Raw genomic sequence first — 26,111 nt, 5'->3', positions numbered from 1 at the left:
CGAACCACACATCGGATAGCAAGGTGTGGACCTCGGCGGAGTTCATCACGTTCGATAGGTAGTCCACACTAGCGGACAGCGTCTGGAGACGTGACCTGGTCTCCAGCACGACCGATCAAGCGGTTGCGGCCGCTTCCCGTCGGTCCAGGTGTCGGCTGACAGGACGTTGTAGCCCGAAGTGTTCGCGCAGGGTGCGTCCCTCGTAGTCGGTACGGAAAATGCCGCGTTGTTGCAGAAGCGGCACCACGCCGACTGCGAAGTCCTGCAAGCCACCGGGCAGAACATCCGGCATCAGATTGAAACCGTCAGCAGCGCCACCTTTGAACCAGTGTTCGATATCGTCGGCGATCTGTTCCGGCGTGCCGACGACGACACGATGTCCGCCGCCTCCCGCAAGCGCCCGGACCAACTGACGGACCGTGTACCCATTGCTCCGCGCTTGCGCGAGCGTGGCGTGAAAAAACGTGTGATTACCGTTGCCGCCGCCGGGCAATGAGAGATCGTCCGGCAGGCGCTCGTCAAGTTTCAACCGGTCGACGCTGATACCCAAGATGCCGGCCAGTCGAGTGAGGCTGTAGGTCCACGGAATCAGATCGATCAGCTCATCGCGACGGCGCAGGGCCTCGGCCTCGGTTGCGCCGATAATGGTGGTGAGACCGGGTAGCACGCGGATCGCATCGTTGCCACGTCCCAACGCTGCGGCGCGCGACTTTAGCTCGCGCGCATAGGCTGCCGCTTCGTCGAACGACTGCGATGCCGAGAACACGGCCTCGGCATGCCGGGCCGCGAGTTCGCGTCCGTCAGATGAACCGCCTGCCTGGATCAGCACGGGATGACCCTGTGCGCTACGCGGCAGGTTGAACGGGCCATCGACGCTGAAGTATTTGCCGCGATGGTCGATGCGATGCACCTTCGTGGCGTCGATGAAACGACCACTGACCTTGTCGCCGATAAAGGCGTCGTCCTCCCAGCTGTCCCAAAGCGCCTTCACCACCTCCGTGAACTCGGCTGCGCGCTCGTAGCGTTGCGCGTGATCCGGCACCGCCTCGCGGCCGAAATTGCGGGCCGAGCCGAGATCGGCGGTCGTCACGATGTTCCAGCCGGCCCGGCCGGCACTGAGATGATCGAGCGTCGAAAAGCGTCGGGCGATGTTATACGGCTCGTTATAACTCGTCGATGCGGTGCCGATCACGCCGATATGCGTCGTTGCCGAAGCGATGCCGGCCAGCAACACGGTTGGCTCCAGCGCCGTGATCGGGCGGAAGTCGATCTGATCGGCAATCGAGGCGTTATCCGCTAGAAACACCGCATCGAATTTCGCCGCCTCGGCAATTTGCGCGACGCGAACGTAATGGTCGATATCGATGAAGGCGCGAGGGTCGGCTTCATGCGTACGCCAGGCGGAAGGGACAAAGCCGGAGTGGAGGATATTGACGTTTAGATGCAGCTGGCGAGGCGGGTCGGTTCTCATGGTCTTTTCGAATACAGGAGCAGCCAGCAGCGACGGAACGAACGCTCTGACCGATTCGCACATTGTCGATTGGTGGATCATTCGAGACCACGAAGGAATTCTGGCATCGATATGTCGGCGAAGACTAAGACCTGGTCGCGCAGACGTGGGGCGCAATACGTTCCTGCAATACGTTCCTTTGACGCAACGCACGCCTGTCCAGGCTCATAAGGTTATGAGCTTTGCTTGGTTGCCGCGCGCCGCGCAGCGCGCTAACGTCGATTCGTTTAGCACCCGGCCCCCTCAATCCGTTCACCTGGCCGATCGGCGCAGTGCGGGATCTATCCGTCAATTCTCCTTCGCGAACTTCCATGAGCAAACGTAGCGGGCATCTGCGCCTCGGCGCTTTCCTTTACCCTTCTGGGCACCACATTGCGGCGTGGCGGCATCCTGAGGCGCAGGCGGATGCCGGCGTGAATTTCCGTCACTATGTCCGGCTTGCGCAAGCGGCCGAAGCCGCGAAGTTCGATCTGATCTTTCTCGCCGACGGTGTGGGTACCCGCGGCGACAACGTCGACTTTCTCAGCCGCACGGCGCACAGCTACGTGGCACAGTTCGAGCCGATTACGTTGCTGTCGGCGCTGGCGGCCGTGACTGAGCGCATCGGCCTGGTCGGCACAGCCTCGACGAGTTTCAACGAGCCGTATCACATTGCCCGCAAGTTCGCGTCGCTCGATCACATCAGCGGTGGGCGGGCGGGTTGGAATCTGGTCACCTCGTCAAGCGAGCATGAAGCGAAGAACTTCAACCGTGACAGGCATTTTGACCACGCCGAGCGCTATGCGCGCGCCGCCGAGTTTGCGGAAGTCACAGGCGGGCTGTGGGACAGTTGGGAGGACGACGCGTTCGTCCGCAACAAAGCCGAAGGGCGGTTCTTCGACCCGCTCAAACGGCATGTGCTGGATCACAAAGGACGTTTCTTTCAGGTCAAGGGGCCGTTGAACGTTGCCCGTTCTCCGCAGGGGCATCCGGTCGTCGTGCAGGCCGGGTCGTCGGAAGCCGGCCGGGACCTCGCTGCGAGGACGGCCGAGGTCATTTTCACAGCGCAGCAAACGCTGCAGGACGCAGTGGATTTTTACGCGGACGTGAAGGGACGCATGCAGGCCTATGGCCGTGATCCGGACGATCTGAAGATCATGCCGGGCGTGTTTCCGATTATCGGCCGCACCGAAAGCGAGGCTAGAGAGAAATTCGAGCAGTTGCAGTCGCTTGTCGATCCGAAGGTGGGACTTGCACTGGTATCCGGGCTGACCGGTGGGTTCGATCTCTCGGACTATCCACTCGACGGCCCGATTCCCGAGCTACCTGAGACAAATGCCAGCAAGAGCCGGCAGGTGTTGACGCTCGAACTGGCTCGCCGCGAGAATCTTACGATCCGCCAGCTTTATTTGCGGGTCGCGGGTGCGCGTGGCCATTGGCAACTCGTCGGCACCGCGGCTCAGATCGTCGATCAACTCGAAGAGCGCTTCGTGAATCATGGCGCCGACGGTTTCAATGTGATGCCGCCGGTACTGCCTGACGGTTTGACCGATTTCGTCGAACTGGTGGTGCCTGAGCTACGGCGACGCGGATTGTTCCGCGAGAACTATGAGGGCCGTACGTTGCGCGAGAACCTGGGGTTGCGGCGGCCTGAAAACCGCTATTTTCCTGCGTAGCAGAGACCGACCACAAATCGTCGCTTTCACGGACACGTCAACAGATATCGCCGCTCTGCAGAAAGCCAGGACTGTACACGGGCTCCGTGTGCAGCCTTGAATCTGCAGCATAACTTTCCACGATTCGTTATTTCCTCCCTGCGCCGCCATCGTCTACGCTGAAACGATAGGCGCATGCGTCTATTGCCGCCACGCGTTGCGTGCCGCGGCTACATGCAATGGAGACTCCAATGACCGAGGCTGTCGAACAAGGACAGGAGCGCACGCGTCTCGCGTGGATTGCCGGTGTGGGTGCGAGCGCCGGACTGGGCGCCGCGCTCGCACGCCGTTTCGCCCGCGAGGGATTCAGCGTCGCCGTGACGGGGCGCTCGCGCGAGCGGCTCGATGTGATCGTCGAAGAAATACGCCGCGCCGGGGGCCATGCTGTCGCGTTGCCGGGTGACGTCACTCGCGAAGCCGATCTGACTGAGATCGCCCGACAACTCGCAGACACCGGTACGCTCGAAGTGGCGATTTTCAACGCCGCGGGTGCGACGCGTGCACCGACGCTCGAATTGAGCGCGGAGCAGTTTGAAGCGGCATGGCGCGTCACGACGCTCGGTGGTTTCCTGTTTGCGCGAGCGGCGCTGCAACCGCTGCTGGCGGCTGGCCGAGGCTCGCTGCTGTTTACCGGCGCCACCGCATCACTGCGCGGCCGGCCGCCGTTTGCCGCGTTCGCTTCCGCCAAAGCCGGTTTGCGCTCACTCACACAGAGTCTCGCCCGCGAGTTCGGGCCGAAGAATATCCATGTTGCCCATGTGGTGGTCGATGGAGGCATCGACGGCGAGCGCCTGCGTACGTCTTCGCCGCAGCGGGTGGCCGAGCGCGGCGAAGACGGCTTGCTGAATCCCGCTGATATCGCTGATGCCTATTGGTATCTCCATCGGCAGGCGCGCAGTGCATGGTCGCAGGAAATCGATCTACGGCCGTTCAACGAATCGTTTTAACGTGATTAGGATGTGAACATGAGCGATATCGTCATCGATAGACCGGTGTCCGCTGCGACGGTCCAGGCAGAGTTGAACTACCTCGAGTTCACCGGCGAGAAGCCCGTGTCGTACCAATATGAACCGCCGCCGGGCGTTCCGAAGCGCAGCGGCGTGTACCGGCCGCGTCGGGTGACCATTTCAAATGCACGCGTCGCGCCGCCGCCTGGCGCGCTGTCACTCGATCGTAACGGCTTCGAACTGCACCGGCATGCTAGTGCGTTGAACGATTTCTCCGACCCGGCAAAGATCGAATCTGTCTACTATCGGGAAGCGGAGCAGTTGCTGAAACAGGCCACCGGCGCTCGCCGAGTGGTCGTGTTCGATCACACGCTGCGCGACGGCAATCCAGAGCGCAGCAGTGGCGTGAGGGAGCCGGTCAAGTACATTCATAACGACCAGACGTTTGTGTCGGGGCCGCGCCGGGTGCGCGATCATCTGCCGGCAGATGAAGCAGAGCGCTTGCTGCAAGGCCGCGTGGCAATCGTCAACCTGTGGCGGCCGATTGGAGAAACAGTGCAATCGTCGCCGCTCGCGCTGTGCGATTCGCGCAGTATCACGCTCAACGACCTGGTGGCATCGGACCTGGTTTATCCCGACAAGGTCGGCGAGACGTATGCGTTGGTCTTCAATCCGCGGCATCGTTGGTACTACTTTCCTCATATGTCGCCCGACGAATTCCTGCTACTGAAGATCTACGATTCGGCGGGCGATGGAATCGCGCGTCTGACGGCCCATACGGCATTCGACGATCCCACTTCGCCGGCCGATGCACCGCCGCGTCGAAGCATTGAACTGCGCTCGCTGCTGTTCTTTTGAGTGACGGTTTGCGCTGACTGGCAGGGCAGTTGCGTCTGCTGCAGCATCGCAGAATATGCAATATCGAAAGCGCGAATTCTTGTTTGTTTGTGATGCGGCGTTTCGTTAGCATGCGGCGTTTGGGTCGTTGTCCTGCCTCGTTAGTCGACGCATCTTTTGACTGTTGTTGAGCGAGGCGCAGGCAACGTTTGCCCAGTGCGATTTCACAGCTCTCACGCCTCCGACATGCCAAGCCTTTATGCTCCCAGCGTCGGCCAGCAGGCCGACGGCGTTACACGACGGCTGGCCACCGCGATCACGCAGGCATCGCCTTCCCGGGATGCCAGTGCCATTGGCGCAGCAAGACGTGGCATTCTCGACTTCCTCGCTGCCGCCTTTGCCGGCGCGAGTGACAGCGGCTACCAAAAACTCCTGAGAGTAAGCGCCAATGACTCGCACGGCGAAGCATCGGTGATCGGCAGCAGCGCCCGTGCGTCGGCGCAGCAGGCTGCATTGCTCAACGGTTACGCCGGGCACGCACTCGACTACGACGACGTGCACAGCAGCGTAAGAGGGCATCCCGCGACGGTATTGCTGCCCGCGCTGTTCGCGCTGGCGCAAACACGAGGCAGCAGCGCGCTCGACTTGCTCGACGCCTACGTCGTAGGCGTTGAAACGATGGCGCGCCTCGGTCTTGCACTCGGCAGCCGGCACTACGAGCAGGGCTTTCATAACACCGCGACGTTGGGCGCACTTGGCGCGGCAGCCGCTGCGTCTTATCTGTTGAAGCTCGATGCCGGGGCCATTGAGAACGCGCTGGGTCTTGCTGCCACGCAGTCCGCCGGCTTACGCCTGCAGTTCGGCAGCGAAGCGAAACCGCTGCATGCGGGGCTCGCCGCGCGCGCCGGGCTGTTCGCCGCTGAGCTCGCGGCAGCGGGACTGCAGGGCTCGCCTGAGGCATTGGACGGACCGGTCGGGTTTTTCGCCGTGTTCAGCGGCGGCGCCGCACAACCCGAGCGTGTGCTCGAAGCCTGGGGTGCGCCTTGGCAAATCGCCGTACCGGGCCTGTACTTCAAGCCGTGGGCGTGCTGCACGGCGACGCACTACGCCGTGCATGCCGCATTGACATTACGCGATACGTACCGGCTCACGCCTGATGATATCGGCGAAGTGACGGTGACATTTCCTCCCGGCGGCGACACGCCGCTGTCCAGAGATTTACCTTCGACCGGTCTCGAAGCGCGTTTCAGCGTTGCCTATGCCGTCGCGGCTGCGCTGACGGATGGTTCGCCCGGCATCGCCACCTTTGCCGATGTGCCCGTGCGCGACGACCTGATCGCGCTCGCGCGGCGCGTGGCAAGCCGCCACGATGAAACCGCGGCGCGCGCGTCGACCGATCCGGCTACGCGTTTCTCGACTGTGGAGATCGTCTTGCGCAACGGCACGGTGCTGGGCCATAAGACCGATCGCCTCTACAGCGCAGAGGATCTGCACGCGAAGTTCGCGGACGCCACCGGCCACGACGAACGTCTCGCTTTTATTCCCGCGCATATCGAAACGATGCAGAGCACCGCCGACCTCGCTTCACTTTTCAATGTCTTCGCACAGATCCACGTATGAGCACGAATAACAGCAGTACCCGCAGGCAGATGCGTCTCGGGCTCTTCATTCAGGGCGCGGGACACCACGTCGCCGGCTGGCGGCATCCTGACGCGCAGGCGGGCAGCGAGAATCTGGCGCTGATGCAACGCATCACGCAGACTGCCGAGCGCGCGAAGTTCGACATGGTTTTTCTCGCCGATGGCCTTACCAGTGGTCCCGATGCGCATCCTTCAATGGCGATGCGGATCGAGCCGCTGTGCCTGCTGTCGGCGCTCGCCATGGGCACGAGCCACATCGGTCTCGCCGCGACCGCGTCGACCACCTACAGCGAGCCGTATCACGTCGCGCGCGCGTTTGCTTCGCTCGATCATCTGAGCAGCGGGCGTGCGGCCTGGAACGTCGTGACGACTTCGTACGATCGCACGGCCGCAAACTTTACGCGAGGCAATCACCCGGATCACGCGCTGCGCTACGAAATGGCGGGTGAATTCGTCGACGTCGTCAAGGGACTGTGGGACAGCTGGGATGACGATGCGGTGCTCAAGGACAAGGCGCGCGGCGTCTACTTCGATCCCGCCAAGGTCCATACGCTGGACCACAGGGGCCTGTTCTTCTCCGTCAAAGGCCCATTGAATGCGTCGCGCCCACCGCAAGGGCATCCTGTGGTGATTCAGGCCGGCTCGTCGGGGCCTGGGCAGGATCTGGCCGCGCGTACAGCGGAAGTGGTGTTCACGGCGCAGCAGACGATAGAAGAAGCGCAGATCTTCTATCGCGATCTGAAAGGCCGGCTGCCGAAATTCGGCCGTGAGGGCGAACAGCTGCACGTGATGCCGGGCGTGTTTCCAGTCATCGGTAGGACAGAGCAGGAAGCGAAAGACAAGTATGCGCAATTGCAGGAATGGACCGATACCTCTGGCGCGCTGTCACTCCTGTCCGACCGGCTCGGGCACGACGTGTCGAAGTATCCGCTCGATGGTCCGTTGCCGGAGCTGCCCGAATCCGATCAGCTGAAAAGTCGCGCCAAACTGCTGACCGACCTTGCACGCCGCGAGAATCTGACCTTGCGCGAGTTGTATTACCTGGTGGCGGGCGCGCGTGGGCACCGCATCGTATGGGGCACGCCGGTGCAGGTGGCGGACGCGCTCGAGGAGTGGTTCACGGGTGAGGCGGCCGACGGCTTCAATATCATGCCGCCGTATTTCCCCGGCGGTCTCGACGACTTTGTTGAGCTCGTCGTGCCGGAGTTGCAGCGGCGCGGGTTATTCCGCACCGAATACAGCGGCACCACGTTGCGCGATCACCTCGGTTTGCAGCGGCCGGTGAGCCGCTATGCGGGGCAGTGAGATACGGAAACTAAAACGCGGAAAGCAAAACGCGGAAAGCAAAACGCGGAAAGCAAAACGCGGCGTCTGCTGGGCAGACGCCGCGTCGTTCAAGCTTGCATCGCCAGTCGCGCCAGTCGCGCCGGCCGCGCCGTACTCGCCGGTCTAGATCGCGAAGTGGCGCAGATCCAGTTTCAGCGGCGTGCGGGGCAAAGCAGCGCGTTCGGCCTCCGGCGCTGCCTGGGTATGCGCCAGAAACTCACGTGTACGCGGACTGGATGGGGCGCGGAACAACGCGTCAGCCGGGCCGTGCTCGACAATCACACCGGCCTCGGTGAAATACACCGCATCGCTCACTTCCTCGGCGAAACGCATCTCGTGCGTGACCAGCACGCAGGTCATGCCGTCTTTCACCAGATCGCGGATCACGGTCAGGACTTCGCCTACGGTCTCCGGATCGAGTGCCGAGGTCACTTCGTCGAAGAGGATCAGATCCGGCTGCATCGCGAGTGCGCGTGCAATCGCCACGCGCTGTTGTTGACCGCCCGACAGTTCACCCGGGTACGCATGGGCCTTGTCCGCGAGGCGCACTTTCTTCAGCAGATCGTAAGCGGTGTGGGTGGCGCTGGCTTTGTCGCGCCCCAGAATGCGCACTGGCGCGACGACCAGATTGTCCAATACGCTCAGATGCGGAAACAGGTTGTATTGCTGGAACACGAAACCGACGCGCTTGCGCAATTCGATCTCATCGCGTTCGGAGGCCAGCCGGTCGACACGGGTGCCGTCGACTTCGATCTCACCTTGCTGTGGCCGCAACAGTCCGGTCATGCAGCGCAGAATCGTCGACTTGCCCGAGCCGGATGGCCCGATGATCGTCACGGCCTGCCCGCGGAACACGTCGAGGTCGATGCCCTTGAGCACCGGCGTCGAGCCGAATGACAGATGCACGTCGCGCAACCGGACCAGTGGGCGCACGGCCGCAGCAGCGGCTGCAGGAGCGAGCGAGACATCAGCTGAAAGCATAGCGTTTCTCAAGAAGGCGGGTGAAGCGCGCGATCGGGTAGCAGTAAGCGAAGAACAAGCCGAGCACGGTGAAATAGACCACGACCGTAAAATCCGCGCGCGCCACGGTATTGCTCGCAACCTGCGCGGTGTCCAGCAGATCGTGTACGCCCACCAGCGATGCGAGCGCGGTTGCCATTGTGATGCTGGCGTAGAGGTTCATCCACGGCGGCAGCATCCGCTTCACGCATTGCGGCAGGATGATCCAACGGAATACCTGGGTTCGGCTAAATGCAAGCGAACGTGCGGCGTCCCACTGCGCATGGGGGATCGACTGGATCGCGCCGCGGAAGATCTCGGCGAAGTTGGCGCTGGCAGGCAGCGCGAGGCCGAGCGTGACCTTGAACCAGTCGGGAAACGGCAAGATGTGTCGGCCGAGCGCGATTTCGAACGGGAACACGTAGGTAGAAAAATAGATCAGCACGAGCAATGGGGCATTTCGAAACACCTGCACATAGCAGCGGACAATCAGGCGGACGGTCCGGCTCGGCGACAGCAGCAAGGGGCCGAGCGCAAGGCCGGCAAGTGTGCCGAGCGCGATGGCAAGCAGGCTGATTTCGATGTTGACCCATAGAGACTTGCCGAGCGCCGGTGCCCACGTGATGAGTGCGGCGAGCGCTGGATAGCCCGGCCCATGAGCGATTTCGTGTTCGGCGAGAGCCAGCATGGCGGCAACGACAACCACGCCGGCAACCGCGAAGATGGAACGGTACCGCTCGTCCCGCGCGGGCACGGTGACGGATTCAGTGGCCATAGCCGGGCATCCTCAGGCGGACTTCGAGCCAGCGTCCCGCGCGATTGATCGCAAAGGTCAGCACGCCGAAGAACAGCAGGATCAGGATCATCAACTCGAGCACGTTGTCGCGCTGCGTCCAGATCATGATCGACGCGTACGTAATGTCGCCGACGGCGATCGCGGAGGCGACCGTAGTCATCTTCACCAGATCGACCATGTTGTTGACGAGCGCGGGCAGCGCAAAGCGCAGCGCGAGCGGCAACTGCACGCCCCAAAGGCGCTGGCGGCGGCTGAAACCGAGCGACTGCGCCGCTTCGAGCGTGGCGCGCGGCACCGCTTCAATACCGGCGCGCAGGGCTTCGGCATGAAACGCCCCCTTGTGCAGCGAAATCACAATTGCGCTCCAGATGAACGGCGTCAGCGGATTGCCGCCCAGATTACGGAGTGCCTCGCTGATCAGCATATTGATCACCAGAAAGGCACAGAAAAGCTGTACGAGCGTCGGCGTATTGCGCGTGATTTCGACGAATACACGAGCGGGGCGTGCGAGCGCCGGACGCGGTGACGTGAGCAGCGCCGCCAGCGCAATGCCGGCGATAAGGCTGCCGATTATCGTGACGAGCGACAGTTCGAGCGTGACCAGCATGCCGTGCAGGAACGACGCGAGTTCGTCAGGCGCGAGCACGAAACTGTAGTTCAGCCCGATCTTGCTGATCGCATCCACCACTGCCGCAGCGCCGTGCGAGAGCGCTTCAGTCGGCGCGCTCATGCACCTTGCGCCTTGTACTTCGTGTGCAGATCGAGCACCGCTTGCGAAGGCTGCATGCCGTTCTTACGCTCGGTATCGATCAGCCAGCCGCTGCGATGCCAGTCCTGGACGATTTTTTCGAGCGCGTTTTGCGTGTCCGTTTCGCCCTTGCGTACCCAGATCACAGACGGCGACGGAATCAGTTCGTTCGATACCGGGATGGTGTAGTCCTTCCAGTCCGGATTGCGTGCAACGAGCAGGCGCAGGGTAGGCGCAACGTGGACCGCAGCGACGCAATTGTTGCCGCGCAGCGCGAGCAGCGACTCCGGTTGGCCACGGAATGCCTTCACCTGTGCGCCATATTGTTCGGCAAGCGGCTTCGTATAGTTGCTGCCCTGCGAGACGCAGACAGGCTTGCCGCGCACGTCGTTCCAGGTCTTGATACCGCTGTCCTTGCGGGTGATGAGGGCGCCGCCGATTTCCTCGAATGGTGTGGGCGGGTAGGAGAAGATCTCGGCGCGTTCCTTCGTGACTTCCATGTTGGCGATCAGGGCATCGACCTTGCCTTGTTGCAGGAATTGCACACGGTTCGACGGCTGGACCGGCGTCAACTCCACGTCGACGCCGAGGCGCCTCGCGACGTCGTTCGCGAGATCGATATTAAAGCCGAGCGGTTTCTGTGTGGTGGGGTCCAGCGAGCCGAACGGCGGCCCTGACAGGATCACGCCAATGACGATCTTGTGGCGCTGGTGAATCCGGTCGAGCGTGGCATCGGCATGCGCGGCACTGGCGCCGAATGCGGCGAGAAACGTCAGGGCGCGTAAAGCGCGGTGCAGAGGGGGGCGGGGCGGTCGGCTGAACATGAAAGGATAGGCTGTATGCGGGATCGCCTATTCTCGGCATGTGCGGCGCCGGAAAGAACCAAGGATTTTTCATACCGTTATCTGATTCGCGCATTTATGCAGACGGGAGCGTCGTTAAAGCGGTGAAACCGTCGCGATGACGGATCTGACGCCCAAGGCGTTGATCGCACTGTGATAGCGACTGGGATGGAGCGCCGCTATTCATCGGAAACCTAACGATATGAACAACGCTTCGTTGGCCGGTCCGAACGGCGAGGCTAACATGGCCGGTCACGCTCCTGAAACAGGGCTTCCGGTACTTCTCCGATGCCATCGCCGATTCTGACTGCCGTTTCCGTATCGAAGTCTTTCGGGCCAACTACGGCGCTGGCGAAACTCGATCTGTCGATTCATCCAGGCGAGGTCGTTGCGCTGATGGGGGCGAACGGCGCAGGCAAATCGACGTTCGTGAAGATTCTCAGCGGCGTGTATCAACCCGATGGCGGCACGTTGACGCTCTGTGGAAAGCCGTACCAGCCCGCTTCCACGCAGGGCGCCAAACGGCTTGGCATCGCGACCGTGCATCAATCGATCGCCGACGCGGTCGTGCCGACCCTGTCGATTGCCGACAATCTATTGCTGGACCGGCTGTGTGATACCGCGTCGCCCTGGAGCGTGCCGTCGCAAGCGAGGCATGACGCCGCCAGGCCGCTCGCAGAAAGAGTGGGGCTGGACGTCGACCTGTCCGCACCGCTTGCGTCGCTATCTCTAGCCGCACAGCAACTTGTGACGCTCGCGCGCGCACTGGCCAGTCATCCCACGCTACTGATTCTCGACGAACCGACCGCCAGCTTGTCCGCTCCGGAAGCCGAGCGTCTTTTCGCGCTACTCGATCAATTGCGCGGCGAGGGCGTGGCGATCCTTCTCGTGTCGCATCGCCTGGGTGATTTACGCCGGATTGCAGATCGGGTGACGATTGTGCGCGATGGGCGCATCGTCGCCGACCTGCAGCCGCCCATTGACTTCGATGCCGCCGTCGAAACGATGATCGGCAGGCCACTGCCGAAGCACCGCGCATCGCCGCCATCGGACGCTGCGACGCTCGCGCCGTGTTTCAGCGTACGCGACTTGCGGCTGGCCGCCGATAGCATCCCGTTCGATCTCGACGTGCAATGCGGCGAAATTGTCGCGATTGCTGGACCGGTGGGCGGCGGTAAGTCGCGCTTTGCCCGTGCGATTTTCGGAGAGACGCGCGCAATCGCGGGCGAGATGACGCTCGATGGCCTGCCATGGCGCCCCCGCTCGCCTGCCGACGCGATTCGTGCCGGCGTGTTCCTTGCCGGCGAGGATCGTTGGCGCACGTCGCTCTTTCCCGATAGCGTGCCCTTCGCCTCGATTGCGGGTACGCTCAGCTTTCCGTTTCTGTCGCGCTGGTTCAGGAACGGTGCGGTGCGGCGCGCTCAGGAGCGCCACGCGGCTGCCGAGGCCATTGCGAATTTCGGCATCCGCTGCACGGGTCCCGATGATCGGCTTACGCGTCTGTCCGGGGGCAATCAGCAGAAAGTCGTGCTCGCCCGCTGGCATGCGGAGCGTGCCCGGCTGTTGTTGCTCGACGAACCCTTTCAAGGCGTGGACGCCGGTGCGCGCGCCGATATTGTCGCCACGCTGCGGCGGCACGCGCCGGAACGCGCAACGATCGTGTTTGTCGGCGATCTCGAAGAGGCCTTCGAGATCGCTGATCGCGTGGTTCACTTCGATCGTGCAACGCTCGATCGCCTCTCCACTACCGATCTGGTTCCTCTCGTACATTGATGAAATCCGGCACACCTTCTATCGCTCAGGACGTTTCATCCGGCCATCGTTCGCGACCGGCATCGCGCCGTTTGCGCGAACACCTCGAACGCACTGGCATCGTGGTCGTCCTTGCAGTTCTCGTCGCCGTCTTTGCGATAAGAGAGCCGGCGTTTCTGAACGTCGACAATCTGTTCAGCATTCTCCAGGCCGTGTCGATCGTCGCACTGCTCGGTATCGGCGTGACGATCACGCTCGCGGCCGGCGGCTTCGACCTGTCGGTGGGAAGCGTGGCCGCGTCGGCCCAGATGGCTGCCAGCTACGTGCTGATCGTCTGGCACGGCAGCGCGCTGGCGGCTGTCGCGGCGTGCGTCGCGCTCGGCGTCGCAGCGGGTCTGTTCAACGGCCTGCTGATTACCCGCCTGCGCGTGCCTGATCAGCTCGCAACGCTTGGCACGCTCTTCCTGCTGGCCGGTCTTCAGTTGATTCCTACGGGAGGGCGCTCGCTCGCGACCGGTACGGTCATGCCGGACGGCACGGAAGCGAGCGGGATTTTCCCCGATGCTTTCCTTGCGCTTGGCCGCCTACGGCTTTTCGACATCGTGCCGTTGCCCGTCCTGATTCTTGCTGTGTTGACGGTGCTCGCCTGGATCGTGATGGAAACGACGCGCTGGGGGCGGGTGATCTATGCGATCGGCGGCAACGAGACGGCGGCCCGCCTGGCCGGGGCGCCGACGTCGCGTTACCGGATTGCGGCGTACGTCGCGTCGGCAACCATAGCGTCGCTAGGCGGCGTGCTGATCGCCGCACGCGTCGGACGCGGCGACGTCAGCGCGGGGCATTCGCTGCTGCTCGATGCGGTGGCTGCATCGCTGGTGGGCTATGCCGTGTGGGGGGCTAAACGCCCCAACGTTTTCGGCACGGTAGTGGGTGCGGTCTTTGTCGGCGTGCTGCTTAACGGCCTGACGATGCTGAACGCGCCGTACTACATGCAGGACTTCATCAAGGGCGTGTTGCTGGTGCTGGCGCTCGCATTCACGTTCAGCGTTGGTGGACGACCGGATTCGCGCGTCTGAGCCGAACCCGTCATGGCTATGCGGCGCGGCCCTGTTTTCATCAGGTTCGCACTGCCGTGCTTATCGTTGAATGGAAAATTGATCCGCTGGGAAGTCGTTTGCCATCCGAAGGAATATAGATTGCCGAATCGTTCAGTTTGCCCATGGGGTACCCGCTGATAGATTGTGCGAACAGAAATTTGAGCGGAGGCTTCCATGCCAGAGTTTGACGAAGCGACTTCATTGCAGACAACCGCGACGGATCGCGAAGCGGTTCGCGTCATCACCAACGACGCAGAGGCCGTTGCAGTCGCGCGCGAGCTTGCGAACCGTCTCGCGCAAGAGGCGGCCCAGCGCGACCGTGAGCGCCGTCTGCCACATGAGGAGATCGAGTGGTTTTCGCAATCCGGCCTGTGGGCGATTACGGTACCGAAGACCTATGGCGGGGCAGGTGTTTCGTTCGTGACATTGACGGAAGTCATCAAGATTATTGCTGCAGCGGATCCTTCTCTTGGGCAGCTCCCGCAGAATCACTTCGGTCTCGTCGACGTGATTTCGCTGACAGGCACCGAAGCGCAGAAGCAGCACTTTTTTGCCGAGGTATTGAATGGCAAGCGCTTCGGCAACGGTTTTTCAGAAAAGGGCACCAAACATGTGCTCGATCTGAAGACGCGTGTGCGGCCGGACGGCGACCAGTATGTGATCGACGGCACCAAGTTCTATTCGACCGGCGCCTTGTTTGCGCATTTCGTGCCGGTGCTCGGTCTCGATGAAGACCGCAAGGGCTGGCTCGCCTACATTCCGAAGGGGACGGCTGGACTCACCGTGATCGACGACTGGTCAGGTTTCGGTCAGCGCACGACGGCGAGCGGCACCGTCGTACTGGAGAACGTGCGCGTGCCGGCTTCGCACGTGTTCCCGGCGCATCGTGTATCCGATTTTCCGACGCTCAACGGGCCGATCTCGCAGATCATTCAGGCTGCGATCGACGCCGGAATTGGCAGGGCGGCGCTCGACGACACCCTTACCTTCGTGCGCGCACGCTCGCGGCCATGGATCGATAGCGGCGTCGAGCGCGCGAGCGACGATCCGCTGACTGTGCGGGAGATCGGTCACCTGCACATTCAGTTGCATGCCGCGGAAGCCTTGCTCGAACGCGCCGCGCGCGTACTCGACGAAATCGCGGCACAAGGCGATCCCACTGAAGATGACGTCGCGCGTGCCTCGGTCGCAGTCGGCGAAGCAAAGGTGCTGACGACTGAAATTGCCTTGCTCGCCAGCGAAAAGCTGTTCGAACTCGCCGGCACCCAGGCGACACTCGCCGAACACGGCTTCGACCGCCACTGGCGCAACGCGCGCACGCATACGCTCCATGATCCCGTGCGCTGGAAGTACCACCTCGTCGGCAACTACTATCTGAACGGCGTCAAACCGGCCCGTCATCCCTGGAACTGATCATGGCCAGACAGATTCGCCTCAACGCCTTCGACATGAACTGCGTGGGGCACCAGTCGCCAGGGTTGTGGGCGCACCCGCGCGACCGATCGTGGCGCTACAAGCATCTCGATTACTGGACCGACCTCGCGAAGCTGCTGGAGCGCGGCAAGTTCGACGGTCTCTTCATCGCCGATGTGCTCGGTCTCTATGACGTCTTCAACGGTAACGGCGATGCGGCGATCCGGCAGGCGGCCCAGGTGCCTGTCAATGACCCGATCCTGCTCGTGTCGGCAATGGCGAACGTCACCGAGCATCTCGGTTTCGGCGTGACCTGCTCGCTGTCATACGAACACCCTTATCCGTTCGCGCGGCGCATGTCGACGCTCGATCATCTGACGAACGGCCGTGTCGGCTGGAACATCGTCACCTCGTATCTCGACAGTGCGGCGCGTAACGTCGGTTTGCCGGCGCAGGCGAACCATGATGAACGGTATGCGCTTGCCGAAGAATATCTGGACGTCTGCTACAAGCTGTGGGAATCGTCGTGGGAAGACGATGCCGTGGTGCGTGACGCCGCGCGAGGGGTGTTCACCGAACCTTCGAAGGTGCATCCGATCGATCACCACGGCCGCTATTTCGACGTGCCTGGCATTCATCTATGCGAGCCGTCGCCGCAGCGCACGCCAGTGCTGTATCAGGCGGGCGCGTCGAAACGCGGGAAAGATTTCGCCGCGCAGCACGCCGAGTGCATCTTCATCGCGGCGCCCTCGCGCACGATCCTCAAGAACTTTGTCGCCGATATCCGCGCGCGCGTGAAGTCGTTCGGCCGCGATCCGTACGACGTGCTCATTTTCAATCTGCACACGGTGATAACGGGCAAGACGTCGGCCGAGGCGCACGCGAAGCACGCGGACTATCGCCGCTATGCCAGCGACGAGGGCGCGCTCGCACTGATGTCGGGCTGGACCGGTATCGACCTGTCGAAGTACGACCTCGACGAGCCGCTGCGCCACGTCGAAAGCAATGCGGTGCAGTCAGCGGTGGAGGCGCTCTCGAGCGCGGACCCGACGCGCGTGTGGACGGTGCGCGAGATCGCGAAGTGGGGCGGGATTGGCGGGCTCGGGCCGCTCTCGGTCGGCAGCCCGCAGGAAATCGCCGACGAGTTGCAGTCGTGGGTTGAAGAGACGGATGTCGATGGATTCAACCTCGCGTACGCGTTGACGCACGAAACCTTTGCCGATTTTGTCGACCTCGTCGTGCCGGAACTTCAACGGCGCGGCGTGTACAAGACCGATTACGCCGACGGCGCACTGCGCGAAAAGCTGCATGGCCATGGCGCGCGGCTGGCCGGGAATCACCCTGGGGCGCGTTATCGGGCGCGCCATGCGGTGCATGCCGAATAAATCTTCCTTGCTGCACTCATCACCACATCATTCATCGGCTGGGGCTTACACATGAGATCGCTTCTTCGTCACACGTCTGCCGCGACCCGCATCGTCGGTGCGCTGGCATTGCTGTCCGCCACGGTACTGGCGGCCTTAAGTGCATACGCCGCGCCGCTCAAAGGGGCGCCTGCGCCGTTCGATAAGGGGGGCGTAAAGGTTGCGCTCGTCAACTATCTGTCGACGGGCGATTTCTTCCAGGCCTATGAAGCCGGTGCGCAGAAACAGGCAAAAGCGCTCGGCATCGATCTGCGGATTTACGAAGGGCGTCAGGATGCAGCCGAGCAGCGCGAGCAGATCCAACAGGCCATCAGCCTGGGCGTGTCCGCGATCATCGTCAATCACGGCTTGCCGGAGTCGTTGAAGGACGTCGTGCAGCGCGCGCTGGACAAAGGCATCAAGGTTGTCGCATTCGATGTCGATCTGGGTAATCCGAAGATTCCGCAGATCGAACAGAGCGACCACGATCTGGCCGCCTTGCTCCTCGATCAGGCGGTGAAGGATAACGGCGATGCGTTTTCGGCGGGCTATGTGTACGTGGCGGGCTTCGCGCCGCTCGACCGGCGCGACGCGGTATGGCGGGACTTCAAGAACGCCCATCCGAAAGTCCAGGAGAAGGCGCGCTGGGGCACGGTGGACAATCCGATTGCGCAATCGGTGGCGAACCAGGCAGCGGCCGCGTATCGCGCGCACCCCGACATTCGCGTGGTATTCGCGCCGTATGACGAGTTCGCGCGCGGCGCAAAACTTGCAGCGGACGAGGCGAAGCTGTCGTCGAAGATCCGCATTTATAGCGCCGACATCTCGACGGCCGATATCGAAGCGATCCGCGCCCCGAACAGCCCATGGGTGGCGACGGCGGCGACCAACCCCGCGGTTGTCGGCGCGGTGTCCGTGCGCTCCGCGGCTTTCCTGGTGGCCGGGCAGGATCCGGGGCACCGGATCGTCGTCAAGCCCACCCTGATCACGCGCGACGATCTCGTGAACAACAACATCAGGACAATTGCCGAACTCGGCGCGAAGTTCCCCGCTTTCCGGGCGAGCGACGCAGCCACGGCGAGCTGGATTCCGACGCTCGATTGATTCGACGCTCGCGGCGCACGCCGCGTCGTCAGGACACAGCTTTCTCACTTTAGGGAGAACCGGCCATGGCGGACAACTTTGGGAAAAACGGGCGACCTCCCGTGACGGCGGCGGACGGCGGGGTGCGGCACGATGCCGACGTGCTCGTGATCGGCGGCGGTCCGGCCGGCACGTGGGCGGCGATCAGCGCCGCCGCCAGCGGCGCCCGAGTGATCCTGGCAGACAAAGGCTTTTGCGGGACCTCCGGCGCGACTGCGCCTGCCGGCACTGGAGTGTGGCACGTGCCGCGCGATGAGGAAGCACGAGGCCGCGCGAAAGCGAGCCGTTTCAAGTTGGGCGGCGAGCTTGCCGAACAGACCTGGATGGATCGCGTACTCGAACAGACCTGGATCAATGCGCAGCAACTGGCCGAGTGGGGCTACCCATTTCCGGTCGATGAGTCCGGCGAAGAGCGGCGCACTTCGTTGCAAGGTCCCGACTATATGAGGCTGATGCGCAAACGCTTCAAGGAAGCCCATGTGCGCATACTCGACCACAGTCCGGCGCTCGAATTGCTCGTGGATGAGCAGGGCGCGGTGGCCGGAGCGGCGGGCGTCGATCGTCAGGCGGATGACACATGGATCGTGCGCGCGGGCGCGGTGGTCATCGCGACCGGCGGTTGCGCGTTTCTCAGCAACGCGCTCGGTTGCAATGTCCTGACCGGTGACGGCCAGTTGATGGCCGCCGAAGCGGGGGCTGCGCTTTCAGGTATGGAGTTCTCGAACGCCTATGGCCTGGGTCCAGCGTTTTCCTCGGTGACGAAATCGCTGTTCTATACATGGGCGACGTTCTACTACCAGGACGGATCGGTGATTCCCGGCGCAGGGTCGGCGCACGGCCGTGGTGTGATCGCGCAAACCTTGCAGACGCAGCCCGTATTTGCCTGCCTCGATCGCGCCGACGAACAGATTCGCGCATGGATGCGCACTGCGCAGCCGAATTTCTTTTTGCCGTTCGACCGGCTCGGGATCGATCCTTTCAGACAGCATTTCCCGGTCACCCTGCGCCTCGAGGGAACGGTGCGGGGAACCGGCGGCCTGCATCTGGTCGACCAGACCTGCGCCACCTCAGTCGAGGGACTGTATGCGGCAGGCGATGCGGCGACGCGTGAACTGATCTGCGGCGGCTTTACCGGAGGCGGCAGCCACAACGCGGCGTGGGCGATGTCGTCGGGATTCTGGGCCGGTGCGGGTGCCTCGGATTACGCGCGATCACGAGGCCTCGCGGCCCGTCAGGGCAGGGCGGTGCGTACCGGAGGAGCAGGGCTTCGCGACGGCGGCGGCACGGCGCCTTACGACAGCGCCGAAGTGATTCGTGGCGTACAGCAGGAGGTGTTCCCCACGCAGCGTAATTGGACGCGCCAGGGTGCGTTACTCGACGACTCGCTGTCGCGACTCGACACGCTGTGGCAGCGTGTTCGCCGTGCGGCTCCGGCGCGCAGCGCGTTGGACGCCGTGCGCGCGCGTGAAGCGGCGGCCATGCTTGCCACTTCGCGTTGGATGTATCGCAGCGCGCAGCAACGCACCGAGACGCGCGGTATGCATCGGCGGCTCGAGCATGCCGCACTGGATCCGTCGCAGGGACATCGCCTGTTGAGTGGGGGGCTGGACGAAGTGTGGATCGAGAGGTTGGCGGTGCCTCAGGTTGCCGCGCATACGAAAGGAGTGACGGCATGATCGAGATCGTCGACGCCGCGCGCTGCACGGGCTGTAACATCTGCGTGCGTGCTTGCCCGACCAACGTGTTCGACATGGTGCGCGACGCTCCACCACGCATCGCGCGTCAAGGCGACTGTCAGACCTGCTTCATGTGCGAACTGTATTGCCCCGAAGATGCGCTCTTCGTCGCACCGCAAGTCGAACCGACGTCGCTCGCCAGCGTCGATGGACCCGTCCTGGGAAACTATCGGCGCGCGATCGGCTGGGGGCGCGAAAGACAATCGGCCGCGAGTCAGGATGCGAGCTACGAGTTGCTGATTCGCGCGCATTGAAAAACTTGAGCGCCAGGGGCCGAGCGCAATTCTGTGTGACCCGCCTGTGCTCCGTTAGTGCCCGCCGGCATGCTGTGAAAAGCATGCCGGCGGGCATGACCTGCTATGTGCTATGGCGCTGACGCTCAGAAATCCAGTCCCGGCCCACCTGCGCTCGGACCGCCCGGCTGACCCGCTGCCGGTGCATCCTTCGGTGCCTCGTGCACGGTGGCATCGGTGGTCAACAGCAGACCCGCAACCGACGCTGCATTTTGCAGTGCCGTACGCGTGACCTTGGTCGGATCGAGCACGCCCGATTCGACGAGATCGCCGTATTCGCCGGTCTGTGCGTTGTAGCCGAAGTTGCCCGTACCCTCGGCCACTTTCGCGACCACCACGCTGGCTTCTTCACCGGCGTTCGTTACGATCTGACGCAGCGGCTCTTCGAGCGCGCGCAGCACGATCTTGATGCCCGCGTCCTGATCGGCGTTCAGGCCTTTGAGCCCGCTGATCGCCTGCTTCACGCGAATCAGCGCGACGCCACCGCCCGGCACAATGCCTTCTTCGACAGCGGCACGCGTGGCATGCAGCGCGTCGTCGACACGGTCTTTCTTTTCCTTGACTTCGATCTCGGTCGCGCCGCCAACCTTGATGACAGCGACACCACCCGCCAGCTTCGCCACACGTTCCTGCAGTTTTTCGCGGTCGTAGTCGGAGGTCGCTTCCTCGATCTGGGTGCGGATCTGCTTCACACGCGCTTCGATGTTCTTGCTGTCGCCGGCGCCGTCGATGACCGTGGTGTTCTCCTTGCCCACCTCGATGCGCTTGGCCTGGCCGAGTTCCGCGAGCGTCGCTTTTTCGAGCGACAGTCCGGTTTCTTCAGCGATCACCTGGCCGCCGGTCAGAATCGCGATATCTTCGAGCAGTGCCTTGCGGCGGTCGCCGAAACCCGGCGCCTTGACCGCGACCGTCTTCAGAATGCCGCGAATGTTGTTCACCACCAGCGTAGCCAGCGCTTCGCCTTCGACGTCCTCCGCGATGATCAGAAGCGGGCGGCCGGCTTTGGCGACCTGTTCCAGGATCGGCAGCAGATCACGGATGTTCGACACCTTCTTGTCGTGCAGCAGCACGAACGGGTTGTCGAGCACGGCAACCTGTTTGTCCTGATCGTTGATGAAATACGGCGACAGGTAGCCACGGTCGAATTGCAGACCTTCGACTACATCGAGTTCATCATCGAGCGACTTGCCGTCTTCGACGGTAATGACGCCTTCCTTACCGACCCGGTCGATCGCTTCGGCAATGCGTTGGCCGATCGACTCTTCGCCGTTGGCCGAAATCGTAGCGACCTGGGCGATCTCCTTGCTGGTCGTGGTCGGCTTGCTGATCTTCTTCAGCTCGTCGATGGCTGCAATCACGGCTTTATCGATGCCGCGTTTCAGGTCCAGCGGATTGAGGCCAGCCGCGACGTATTTCTGACCTTCACGCACAATGGCTTGGGCGAGCACGGTCGCGGTGGTGGTGCCGTCACCGGCGGCGTCGCTGGTGCGCGAGGCGACTTCCTTCACGAGTTGCGCACCGATGTTCTGTACGCGGTCCGACAATTCGATTTCCTTGGCCACCGAGACGCCGTCTTTCGTCACGATCGGCGAGCCGAAGCTGCGCTCCAGAACGACATTGCGTCCCTTCGGACCGAGCGTGACCTTGACCGCGTTGGCGAGGATGTTGACGCCTTCGACCAGTTTCGAGCGGGCGACGTCGCTAAAAATAATTTCTTTTGCTGCCATGTTGTAACGCTCCGTTCGTTATTGAGTGACGACTGCGACGACGTCTTCTTCGCGCAGTACGAGCAATTCGTTGCCGTCTACTTTGACCGACTGACCGGCGTACTTACCAAACAAAACACGCTCACCGACTTTCAGGTCGGGCTCGATGCGTTTGCCGTCGCTATCGCGCTTGCCCGGTCCAATGGCGATCACTTCGCCCTGGTCGGGTTTTTCCGCGGCGCTCTCAGGAATGACGATGCCTGAAGCAGTTTTGGTTTCCTGGTCGAGACGCTTGACGATCAAGCGGTCATGCAAGGGACGTAGGCTCATGGTTCGACTTCCGCGGTTGAAATTTGGCACTCGTCGTTGGTGAGTGCTGACCGGAATCGAGTATAGAAATATGTTGCGCGACGCTCCAATAACGGATTCATCGATCCTTATCGGCGATTGGTATTTCAGAAACGCGCATATTCATAGCTTGAATCGCTGGTTTTGCGCGGCGTGCCGCGTCCCTATACTGATCCGTCGCATCGGCGCGTCCCCTATGGATTCCGATGCACGCTCCTAGGGCAAACAGCCGGATCAAGCCAGATCCGTGCGCATTTACAAGGAATGAAGGCATGCAGGTCTCTCAGGACACCGCAGCGGGTGCGCGGCTTCAGACGGCACTCGCCGCGTTGCCGGCACTGGCTAAAGCGATCGGCGAAGATGCCGCTCAACGTGAAGTGCGACGCGAGTTGCCGTTCGACCGCTTCGCGTTGTTTCGCGAATCCGGTCTTGGCGTGCTCCGTTTTCCGGTCGAGTGGGGCGGCCTCGGTGGTTCGCTGGAAGATCTCTTTCACGTGATTGCCACGCTGGCTGCGGAAGAGTCGAATGTCGCGCACGCATTACGGATTCATTTCGATCTGACCGAGCAGTTGCTGTTGTCGCCGCGCTCCGCCTTCAACGATACGCAGATCGAGCGTGTACGGGCGGGGGCGATCTTCGGTGGTGCGTCGACGGAACTCGGCACCTCGAGGCCAGGGGAAATCGTCACTAAGCTGGTGCGCGACGGTGAGCACTTTCGCGTCACAGGCAAGAAATACTATTCGACTGGCACGGCGTTCTCCGACTATGCGCGTATCAATGTGCAAGATGAGAACGACGAGAAGGTGTCGATCGTTATCCCGGTCTCCCGTGAAGGCCTCAAGGTACTCGATGACTGGGACGGAATGGGGCAACGCATGACGGCGAGCGGCAGCCTCGTGCTCGACAATGTGCAGGTATTTGCCCATGAAATCGCAACCCGCGGTTATACGAGTCTCGCAGGCCGACATGGCAGCGCGGTGCGGCAGTTGCATCTGGTAACGGTCGCGGCAGGTATCGTGCGCAACATTCTTGCGGACGCGCGACGCTACGTGACGCAATACGGGCGTCCGGTGCTGCATAGCCCGGCACCCTCGGCACGCGAGGACGGTTTTGTGCAGCAGGTGGTAGGCGATCTCGCGGCGCACAGTCTGTCGATCGACGCGCTGGTGCAGCAAAACGCGCGCACGCTGGACCGCTCGGCGAACGCGATCCGCAGCGGCGCAGCCAATGCGGAAGAGCGGGTGCTGGAAGGGGCGCTGGCCACGGCCAAAACGCAGCTGGTTGTCAGCAAACTGGCGCTGTATGCCGGCGAGCGGCTGTTCGAGGTCGGCGGGGCCTCGGCCACTGGGCGAGGGCACAATTTCGACCGTCACTGGCGCAATTTGCGCACCATCTTCAGCCACAACCCACTCCTGCATAAGGCGCGGGTGATCGGCGACTACGAGTTGAACGGCGTGACCACGCACCTGACCGAAGGGCGCGTCTTCTGATGAAGACGTCATTGTTAATCACACATCATTCATTCAATCACTGAACGCTATGAGCCGAGATTTGCTATTGCTGTTGGAGCCGGGCTTTACCGATCCGAACCACCCCGGTGAGCGTTTTATCTGCCCGGATGGCGCGCCTATCGAAGGTTTGCTGGCGAGCGACCCGGCGCTCAACTCACGCCTGGATATTCGCCGCTTGCCGTTCCCGCGTCCGCGCGCCGCGGTCGTCGAGGTGCTCGACGCTGAGCACCAGAGTCTGCCCGTGCTGATTCTCGGCGACGAACAGCCCGCACCTGCCGATGCACAGACGCTGGGCGAGAAGCGCTTTGTGACGGATACGCGCCGCATACTCGACCTGCTCGCAGCGCGGCACGGTTTCCCGAAGGTGCATTGACGAAGTCGCCGTAAGCAAGGTGCACACCGTTTCCTTATTGCGTCGTGATGCGGCGCAGATTCGAAGGGAGTGCGCATGAGCCATCGCAGGGGATTTAACTCCGAACGCCAAGTGACGCTCTACAACAGGCGTGTGCATAACCATACGGCGACCGCGGACGGTTTGGGAGGCAATCTGGCCGATGTGTTTATTGCGTGAGGTGACGACCCGGAACAGTGCATCGCCTTTCCGCAGCGTGCTTTGCATATGCATAACGATTGGTTCGTTTGCTGCCGCAGCGGCTTTATCGTGAGCGCTGCGGCAGCAGCATTGCTGAAAGAATCATGACGACATCTCACTCGGCCGCGACAGGCCGAAGTATCGGCAAAAGGATCGGGATCATATGGCAGGGCTGAATCGACGCGGTTTTCTGATTTCATCGGGCGCAGCACTCGCGGCGGCTGGCATGCCCGCGCTGGCGTTCGCACAAGGTGACACGGCGGTGCCGAAGCGGGGCGGCACGCTCAACATGCTGATCAATCCGGAACCGCCGGTGCTCGTGTCGATCTTTCAGACCACAGGCCCGGCGCTCGTGGCGAGTTCCAAGGTACTCGAAGGCTTGCTCGCTTACGACTTCGACCTGCGCCCCAAGCCGCAATTGGCAACCGCGTGGGCGGTCAGCCCGGACGGCTTGAAGTACACGTTCACGCTGCGCCAGAACGTCAAATGGCACGACGGGCAGCCGTTCACTTCAGCCGATGTCGCGTTCTCGATCGATTTGCTCAAGGCGGTGCATCCGCGCGGCCGCAGCACGTTCGCCAATGTGACGGGTGTCGCCACACCGGACGCCCGCACCGCGGTGATCGAATTGTCGAAGCCGGCGCCGTATCTGCTGAAGGCGTTGTCCGCCGGCGAATCGCCGATCGTTCCCAAACACCTGTACGCATCCGGCGACCCGCTGTCCAATCCGCACAATAATGCGCCGATCGGCACGGGGCCGTTCCGCTTCAAATCGTGGACACGTGGCGCGAATATCGTCTACGAACGCAATCCGGACTATTGGGACGCGGGCAAACCGTATATCGACGGCCTGGTGTTCAAGGTCATTCCCGACGCTGCCGCCCGTTCCGCGGCATTCGAAACCGGCGCGCTCGATCTGGGCGGCGAGAATCCGGTGCCGCTCACCGATCTGCCGCGGCTCACGCAATTGCCGCAACTGGCCGTCGAAACGCGCGGCTATCGCTTTCTGGAGCCGCTCGCTGAGATTGACTTCAATCTCGAGCACCCGATTCTCAAAGACCTGCGCGTGCGCCAGGCGATCGCGCACGCCATCAATCCACAGGTCGTACAGCGCACGGTGGCGTATGGCTATGCCGATCTGTCACCCACGCCGATCACGCCGGGGTCTCCCTATCACGACGCCAAGCTCACGCCGTATGCTTTCGATATCGGCAACGCGGAGAAACTGCTCGATGCAGCGGGTTTTCCGCGTAAGGACGGCGGCGTGCGCTTCGGTCTGACGCACGATTTTCTGCCATATGGCGACATGTACCGCCGCCAGGCGGACTACGTGAAGTCGGCGCTGGGGAAGGTGGGGATCGACGTCACGGTGCGCTCGCAGGATTTGCCGGCGTTCCTGAAGCGTGTGTACGCGGATCGTCAGTTCGATTTCACCAGTATCGGTGTCAACACGCTGTTCGATCCGAGCGTGGGGGTTCAGCGCCTCTACTGGTCGAAGAATATCCGTCCAGGTGTGCCGTTTTCGAACGCGCCGCACTACAGCAACCCTGAAGTCGACAGGCTGCTGGAAAGTGCGTCGGTCGAAACCGACGAAAGCAAACGCGTCGAGCTGTACCAGCAGTTCCAGCAGATCGTCTATCGCGACCTGCCGATTCTCAATCTGGTCGCGCCACGAATGGTCACGCTCGCGAACCGTCGCGTTCACAACCATACGGTTTCCGCACAGGGCCTCGAAGGCAATCTCGCGGATGTCTATCTGAGCGCATGACAGGAGAGAC

22 protein-coding genes are annotated in these 26,111 nt (G+C 62.4%); 15 read left to right on the top strand and 7 right to left on the bottom strand.

Annotated features, from left to right (window positions below; translation table 11 throughout):
• Window positions 1–115: 115 nt before the first annotated feature.
• Window positions 116–1,471 (bottom strand): LLM class flavin-dependent oxidoreductase, encoded by a 1,356-nt coding sequence (locus HHL24_RS24615; protein WP_169487963.1) that lies wholly within the window; start codon window positions 1,469–1,471, stop codon window positions 116–118.
• A gap of 350 nt (window positions 1,472–1,821) precedes the next feature.
• Here HHL24_RS24615 and HHL24_RS24610 point away from each other — a divergent pair, with 350 nt between their 5' ends.
• The 5 genes from HHL24_RS24610 to HHL24_RS24590 all read left to right on the top strand — a co-directional run bounded on the left by HHL24_RS24610 (window position 1,822) and on the right by HHL24_RS24590 (window position 7,933).
• The gene (locus tag HHL24_RS24610) at window positions 1,822–3,165 is read left to right on the top strand and encodes an LLM class flavin-dependent oxidoreductase (RefSeq protein WP_169487962.1); all 1,344 of its coding nucleotides are present in this window, start codon (window positions 1,822–1,824) and stop codon (window positions 3,163–3,165) included.
• A gap of 230 nt (window positions 3,166–3,395) precedes the next feature.
• On the top strand, window positions 3,396–4,151 hold the full coding sequence (locus HHL24_RS24605) for an SDR family NAD(P)-dependent oxidoreductase (protein ID WP_169487961.1): 756 nt from the start codon (window positions 3,396–3,398) through the stop codon (window positions 4,149–4,151).
• Window positions 4,152–4,169: 18 nt separating this feature from the next.
• Complete coding sequence (locus tag HHL24_RS24600) at window positions 4,170–5,009, top strand: CmcJ/NvfI family oxidoreductase (protein ID WP_169487960.1); 840 nt, start codon at window positions 4,170–4,172, stop codon at window positions 5,007–5,009.
• Between the two features lie 225 nt (window positions 5,010–5,234).
• The gene (locus tag HHL24_RS24595; protein WP_169487959.1) at window positions 5,235–6,608 is read left to right on the top strand and encodes an MmgE/PrpD family protein; all 1,374 of its coding nucleotides are present in this window, start codon (window positions 5,235–5,237) and stop codon (window positions 6,606–6,608) included.
• On the top strand, window positions 6,605–7,933 hold the full coding sequence (locus HHL24_RS24590) for an LLM class flavin-dependent oxidoreductase (protein ID WP_169487958.1): 1,329 nt from the start codon (window positions 6,605–6,607) through the stop codon (window positions 7,931–7,933). The genes HHL24_RS24595 and HHL24_RS24590 overlap by 4 nt, the downstream gene beginning before the upstream one ends.
• Before the next feature lie 144 nt (window positions 7,934–8,077).
• Here HHL24_RS24590 and HHL24_RS24585 read toward each other — a convergent pair whose 3' ends face one another.
• The 4 genes from HHL24_RS24585 to HHL24_RS24570 are packed head-to-tail and all read right to left on the bottom strand — an operon-like array spanning window position 8,078 to window position 11,321.
• Window positions 8,078–8,935 (bottom strand): amino acid ABC transporter ATP-binding protein, encoded by an 858-nt coding sequence (locus tag HHL24_RS24585; protein ID WP_169487957.1) that lies wholly within the window; start codon window positions 8,933–8,935, stop codon window positions 8,078–8,080.
• Window positions 8,922–9,728 (bottom strand): amino acid ABC transporter permease, encoded by an 807-nt coding sequence (locus tag HHL24_RS24580; RefSeq protein WP_169487956.1) that lies wholly within the window; start codon window positions 9,726–9,728, stop codon window positions 8,922–8,924. The genes HHL24_RS24585 and HHL24_RS24580 overlap by 14 nt, the downstream gene beginning before the upstream one ends.
• Entirely contained in the window at window positions 9,718–10,479 is a 762-nt protein-coding gene (locus tag HHL24_RS24575) for an amino acid ABC transporter permease (RefSeq protein WP_169487955.1), read from the bottom strand. The genes HHL24_RS24580 and HHL24_RS24575 overlap by 11 nt, the downstream gene beginning before the upstream one ends.
• Window positions 10,476–11,321, bottom strand: a complete 846-nt coding sequence (locus HHL24_RS24570) for a transporter substrate-binding domain-containing protein (protein ID WP_169487954.1) — start codon at window positions 11,319–11,321, stop codon at window positions 10,476–10,478. The genes HHL24_RS24575 and HHL24_RS24570 overlap by 4 nt, the downstream gene beginning before the upstream one ends.
• Window positions 11,322–11,627: 306 nt before the next feature.
• Between HHL24_RS24570 and HHL24_RS24565 the strand changes: the two genes are divergently transcribed.
• From HHL24_RS24565 to HHL24_RS24535, 7 genes are all read left to right on the top strand, one after another.
• Window positions 11,628–13,112, top strand: a complete 1,485-nt coding sequence (locus tag HHL24_RS24565) for a sugar ABC transporter ATP-binding protein (RefSeq protein WP_169487953.1) — start codon at window positions 11,628–11,630, stop codon at window positions 13,110–13,112.
• Complete coding sequence (locus tag HHL24_RS24560) at window positions 13,112–14,167, top strand: ABC transporter permease (RefSeq protein ID WP_169487952.1); 1,056 nt, start codon at window positions 13,112–13,114, stop codon at window positions 14,165–14,167. Before HHL24_RS24565 ends, HHL24_RS24560 begins: the two co-directional genes overlap by 1 nt.
• A gap of 195 nt (window positions 14,168–14,362) precedes the next feature.
• Window positions 14,363–15,601 carry an SfnB family sulfur acquisition oxidoreductase gene (locus HHL24_RS24555; protein ID WP_169487951.1) on the top strand — a complete coding sequence of 413 codons (1,239 nt, stop codon included), beginning with the start codon at window positions 14,363–14,365 and terminating at the stop codon, window positions 15,599–15,601.
• A gap of 2 nt (window positions 15,602–15,603) precedes the next feature.
• Window positions 15,604–16,986 (top strand): LLM class flavin-dependent oxidoreductase, encoded by a 1,383-nt coding sequence (locus tag HHL24_RS24550; protein WP_169487950.1) that lies wholly within the window; start codon window positions 15,604–15,606, stop codon window positions 16,984–16,986.
• Between the two features lie 51 nt (window positions 16,987–17,037).
• The gene (locus HHL24_RS24545; protein WP_169487949.1) at window positions 17,038–18,108 is read left to right on the top strand and encodes a substrate-binding domain-containing protein; all 1,071 of its coding nucleotides are present in this window, start codon (window positions 17,038–17,040) and stop codon (window positions 18,106–18,108) included.
• A gap of 65 nt (window positions 18,109–18,173) precedes the next feature.
• On the top strand, window positions 18,174–19,823 hold the full coding sequence (locus HHL24_RS24540) for an FAD-dependent oxidoreductase (protein WP_169487948.1): 1,650 nt from the start codon (window positions 18,174–18,176) through the stop codon (window positions 19,821–19,823).
• Window positions 19,820–20,137, top strand: a complete 318-nt coding sequence (locus HHL24_RS24535) for a 4Fe-4S binding protein (RefSeq protein ID WP_169487947.1) — start codon at window positions 19,820–19,822, stop codon at window positions 20,135–20,137. The genes HHL24_RS24540 and HHL24_RS24535 overlap by 4 nt, the downstream gene beginning before the upstream one ends.
• A gap of 125 nt (window positions 20,138–20,262) precedes the next feature.
• On the opposite strand, the gene groL is transcribed toward HHL24_RS24535, so the two are convergent.
• Window positions 20,263–21,903 carry a chaperonin GroEL gene (gene groL, locus HHL24_RS24530; RefSeq protein WP_169487946.1) on the bottom strand — a complete coding sequence of 547 codons (1,641 nt, stop codon included), beginning with the start codon at window positions 21,901–21,903 and terminating at the stop codon, window positions 20,263–20,265.
• Between the two features lie 18 nt (window positions 21,904–21,921).
• Window positions 21,922–22,212, bottom strand: coding sequence for a co-chaperone GroES (locus HHL24_RS24525; protein ID WP_007177123.1), 291 nt, complete (start codon window positions 22,210–22,212; stop codon window positions 21,922–21,924).
• A 290-nt stretch (window positions 22,213–22,502) separates the two neighbouring features.
• On the opposite strand from HHL24_RS24525, the gene HHL24_RS24520 reads away from it, so the two are divergent.
• The 3 genes from HHL24_RS24520 to HHL24_RS24510 all read left to right on the top strand — a co-directional run bounded on the left by HHL24_RS24520 (window position 22,503) and on the right by HHL24_RS24510 (window position 26,101).
• A complete protein-coding gene (locus HHL24_RS24520) occupies window positions 22,503–23,720 on the top strand; it encodes an acyl-CoA dehydrogenase family protein (protein ID WP_169487945.1) in 1,218 nt (405 codons plus the stop codon).
• A gap of 49 nt (window positions 23,721–23,769) precedes the next feature.
• Window positions 23,770–24,114 carry a DUF3088 domain-containing protein gene (locus HHL24_RS24515; RefSeq protein ID WP_169487944.1) on the top strand — a complete coding sequence of 115 codons (345 nt, stop codon included), beginning with the start codon at window positions 23,770–23,772 and terminating at the stop codon, window positions 24,112–24,114.
• A 382-nt stretch (window positions 24,115–24,496) separates the two neighbouring features.
• Window positions 24,497–26,101, top strand: coding sequence for an ABC transporter substrate-binding protein (locus HHL24_RS24510; protein ID WP_169487943.1), 1,605 nt, complete (start codon window positions 24,497–24,499; stop codon window positions 26,099–26,101).
• Window positions 26,102–26,111: the final 10 nt, after the last annotated feature.

The sequence above is a fragment of the Paraburkholderia polaris genome, from assembly GCF_012927345.1.
Lineage (GTDB): Bacteria > Pseudomonadota > Gammaproteobacteria > Burkholderiales > Burkholderiaceae > Paraburkholderia > Paraburkholderia polaris.
Note: the sequence above shows the minus strand (reverse complement) of the source record. Positions and strands in the feature narration are given on the sequence as shown.

Bases quoted from the DNA above. Each gene is read 5' to 3' on its own strand.
- groL (WP_169487946.1), bottom strand. From the start codon at position 21,903: ATGGCAGCAAAAGAAATTATTTTTAGCGACGTCGCCCGCTCGAAACTG.
- HHL24_RS24540 (WP_169487948.1), top strand. From the start codon at position 18,174: ATGGCGGACAACTTTGGGAAAAACGGGCGACCTCCCGTGACGGCGGCG.
- HHL24_RS24560 (WP_169487952.1), top strand. From the start codon at position 13,112: ATGAAATCCGGCACACCTTCTATCGCTCAGGACGTTTCATCCGGCCAT.
- HHL24_RS24605 (WP_169487961.1), top strand. From the start codon at position 3,396: ATGACCGAGGCTGTCGAACAAGGACAGGAGCGCACGCGTCTCGCGTGG.
- HHL24_RS24585 (WP_169487957.1), bottom strand. From the start codon at position 8,935: ATGCTTTCAGCTGATGTCTCGCTCGCTCCTGCAGCCGCTGCTGCGGCC.
- HHL24_RS24580 (WP_169487956.1), bottom strand. From the start codon at position 9,728: ATGGCCACTGAATCCGTCACCGTGCCCGCGCGGGACGAGCGGTACCGT.
- HHL24_RS24510 (WP_169487943.1), top strand. From the start codon at position 24,497: ATGGCAGGGCTGAATCGACGCGGTTTTCTGATTTCATCGGGCGCAGCA.
- HHL24_RS24515 (WP_169487944.1), top strand. From the start codon at position 23,770: ATGAGCCGAGATTTGCTATTGCTGTTGGAGCCGGGCTTTACCGATCCG.
- HHL24_RS24610 (WP_169487962.1), top strand. From the start codon at position 1,822: ATGAGCAAACGTAGCGGGCATCTGCGCCTCGGCGCTTTCCTTTACCCT.
- HHL24_RS24550 (WP_169487950.1), top strand. From the start codon at position 15,604: ATGGCCAGACAGATTCGCCTCAACGCCTTCGACATGAACTGCGTGGGG.
- HHL24_RS24545 (WP_169487949.1), top strand. From the start codon at position 17,038: ATGAGATCGCTTCTTCGTCACACGTCTGCCGCGACCCGCATCGTCGGT.
- HHL24_RS24555 (WP_169487951.1), top strand. From the start codon at position 14,363: ATGCCAGAGTTTGACGAAGCGACTTCATTGCAGACAACCGCGACGGAT.
- HHL24_RS24535 (WP_169487947.1), top strand. From the start codon at position 19,820: ATGATCGAGATCGTCGACGCCGCGCGCTGCACGGGCTGTAACATCTGC.
- HHL24_RS24570 (WP_169487954.1), bottom strand. From the start codon at position 11,321: ATGTTCAGCCGACCGCCCCGCCCCCCTCTGCACCGCGCTTTACGCGCC.
- HHL24_RS24525 (WP_007177123.1), bottom strand. From the start codon at position 22,212: ATGAGCCTACGTCCCTTGCATGACCGCTTGATCGTCAAGCGTCTCGAC.
- HHL24_RS24600 (WP_169487960.1), top strand. From the start codon at position 4,170: ATGAGCGATATCGTCATCGATAGACCGGTGTCCGCTGCGACGGTCCAG.
- HHL24_RS24595 (WP_169487959.1), top strand. From the start codon at position 5,235: ATGCCAAGCCTTTATGCTCCCAGCGTCGGCCAGCAGGCCGACGGCGTT.
- HHL24_RS24615 (WP_169487963.1), bottom strand. From the start codon at position 1,471: ATGAGAACCGACCCGCCTCGCCAGCTGCATCTAAACGTCAATATCCTC.
- HHL24_RS24590 (WP_169487958.1), top strand. From the start codon at position 6,605: ATGAGCACGAATAACAGCAGTACCCGCAGGCAGATGCGTCTCGGGCTC.
- HHL24_RS24520 (WP_169487945.1), top strand. From the start codon at position 22,503: ATGCAGGTCTCTCAGGACACCGCAGCGGGTGCGCGGCTTCAGACGGCA.
- HHL24_RS24565 (WP_169487953.1), top strand. From the start codon at position 11,628: ATGCCATCGCCGATTCTGACTGCCGTTTCCGTATCGAAGTCTTTCGGG.
- HHL24_RS24575 (WP_169487955.1), bottom strand. From the start codon at position 10,479: ATGAGCGCGCCGACTGAAGCGCTCTCGCACGGCGCTGCGGCAGTGGTG.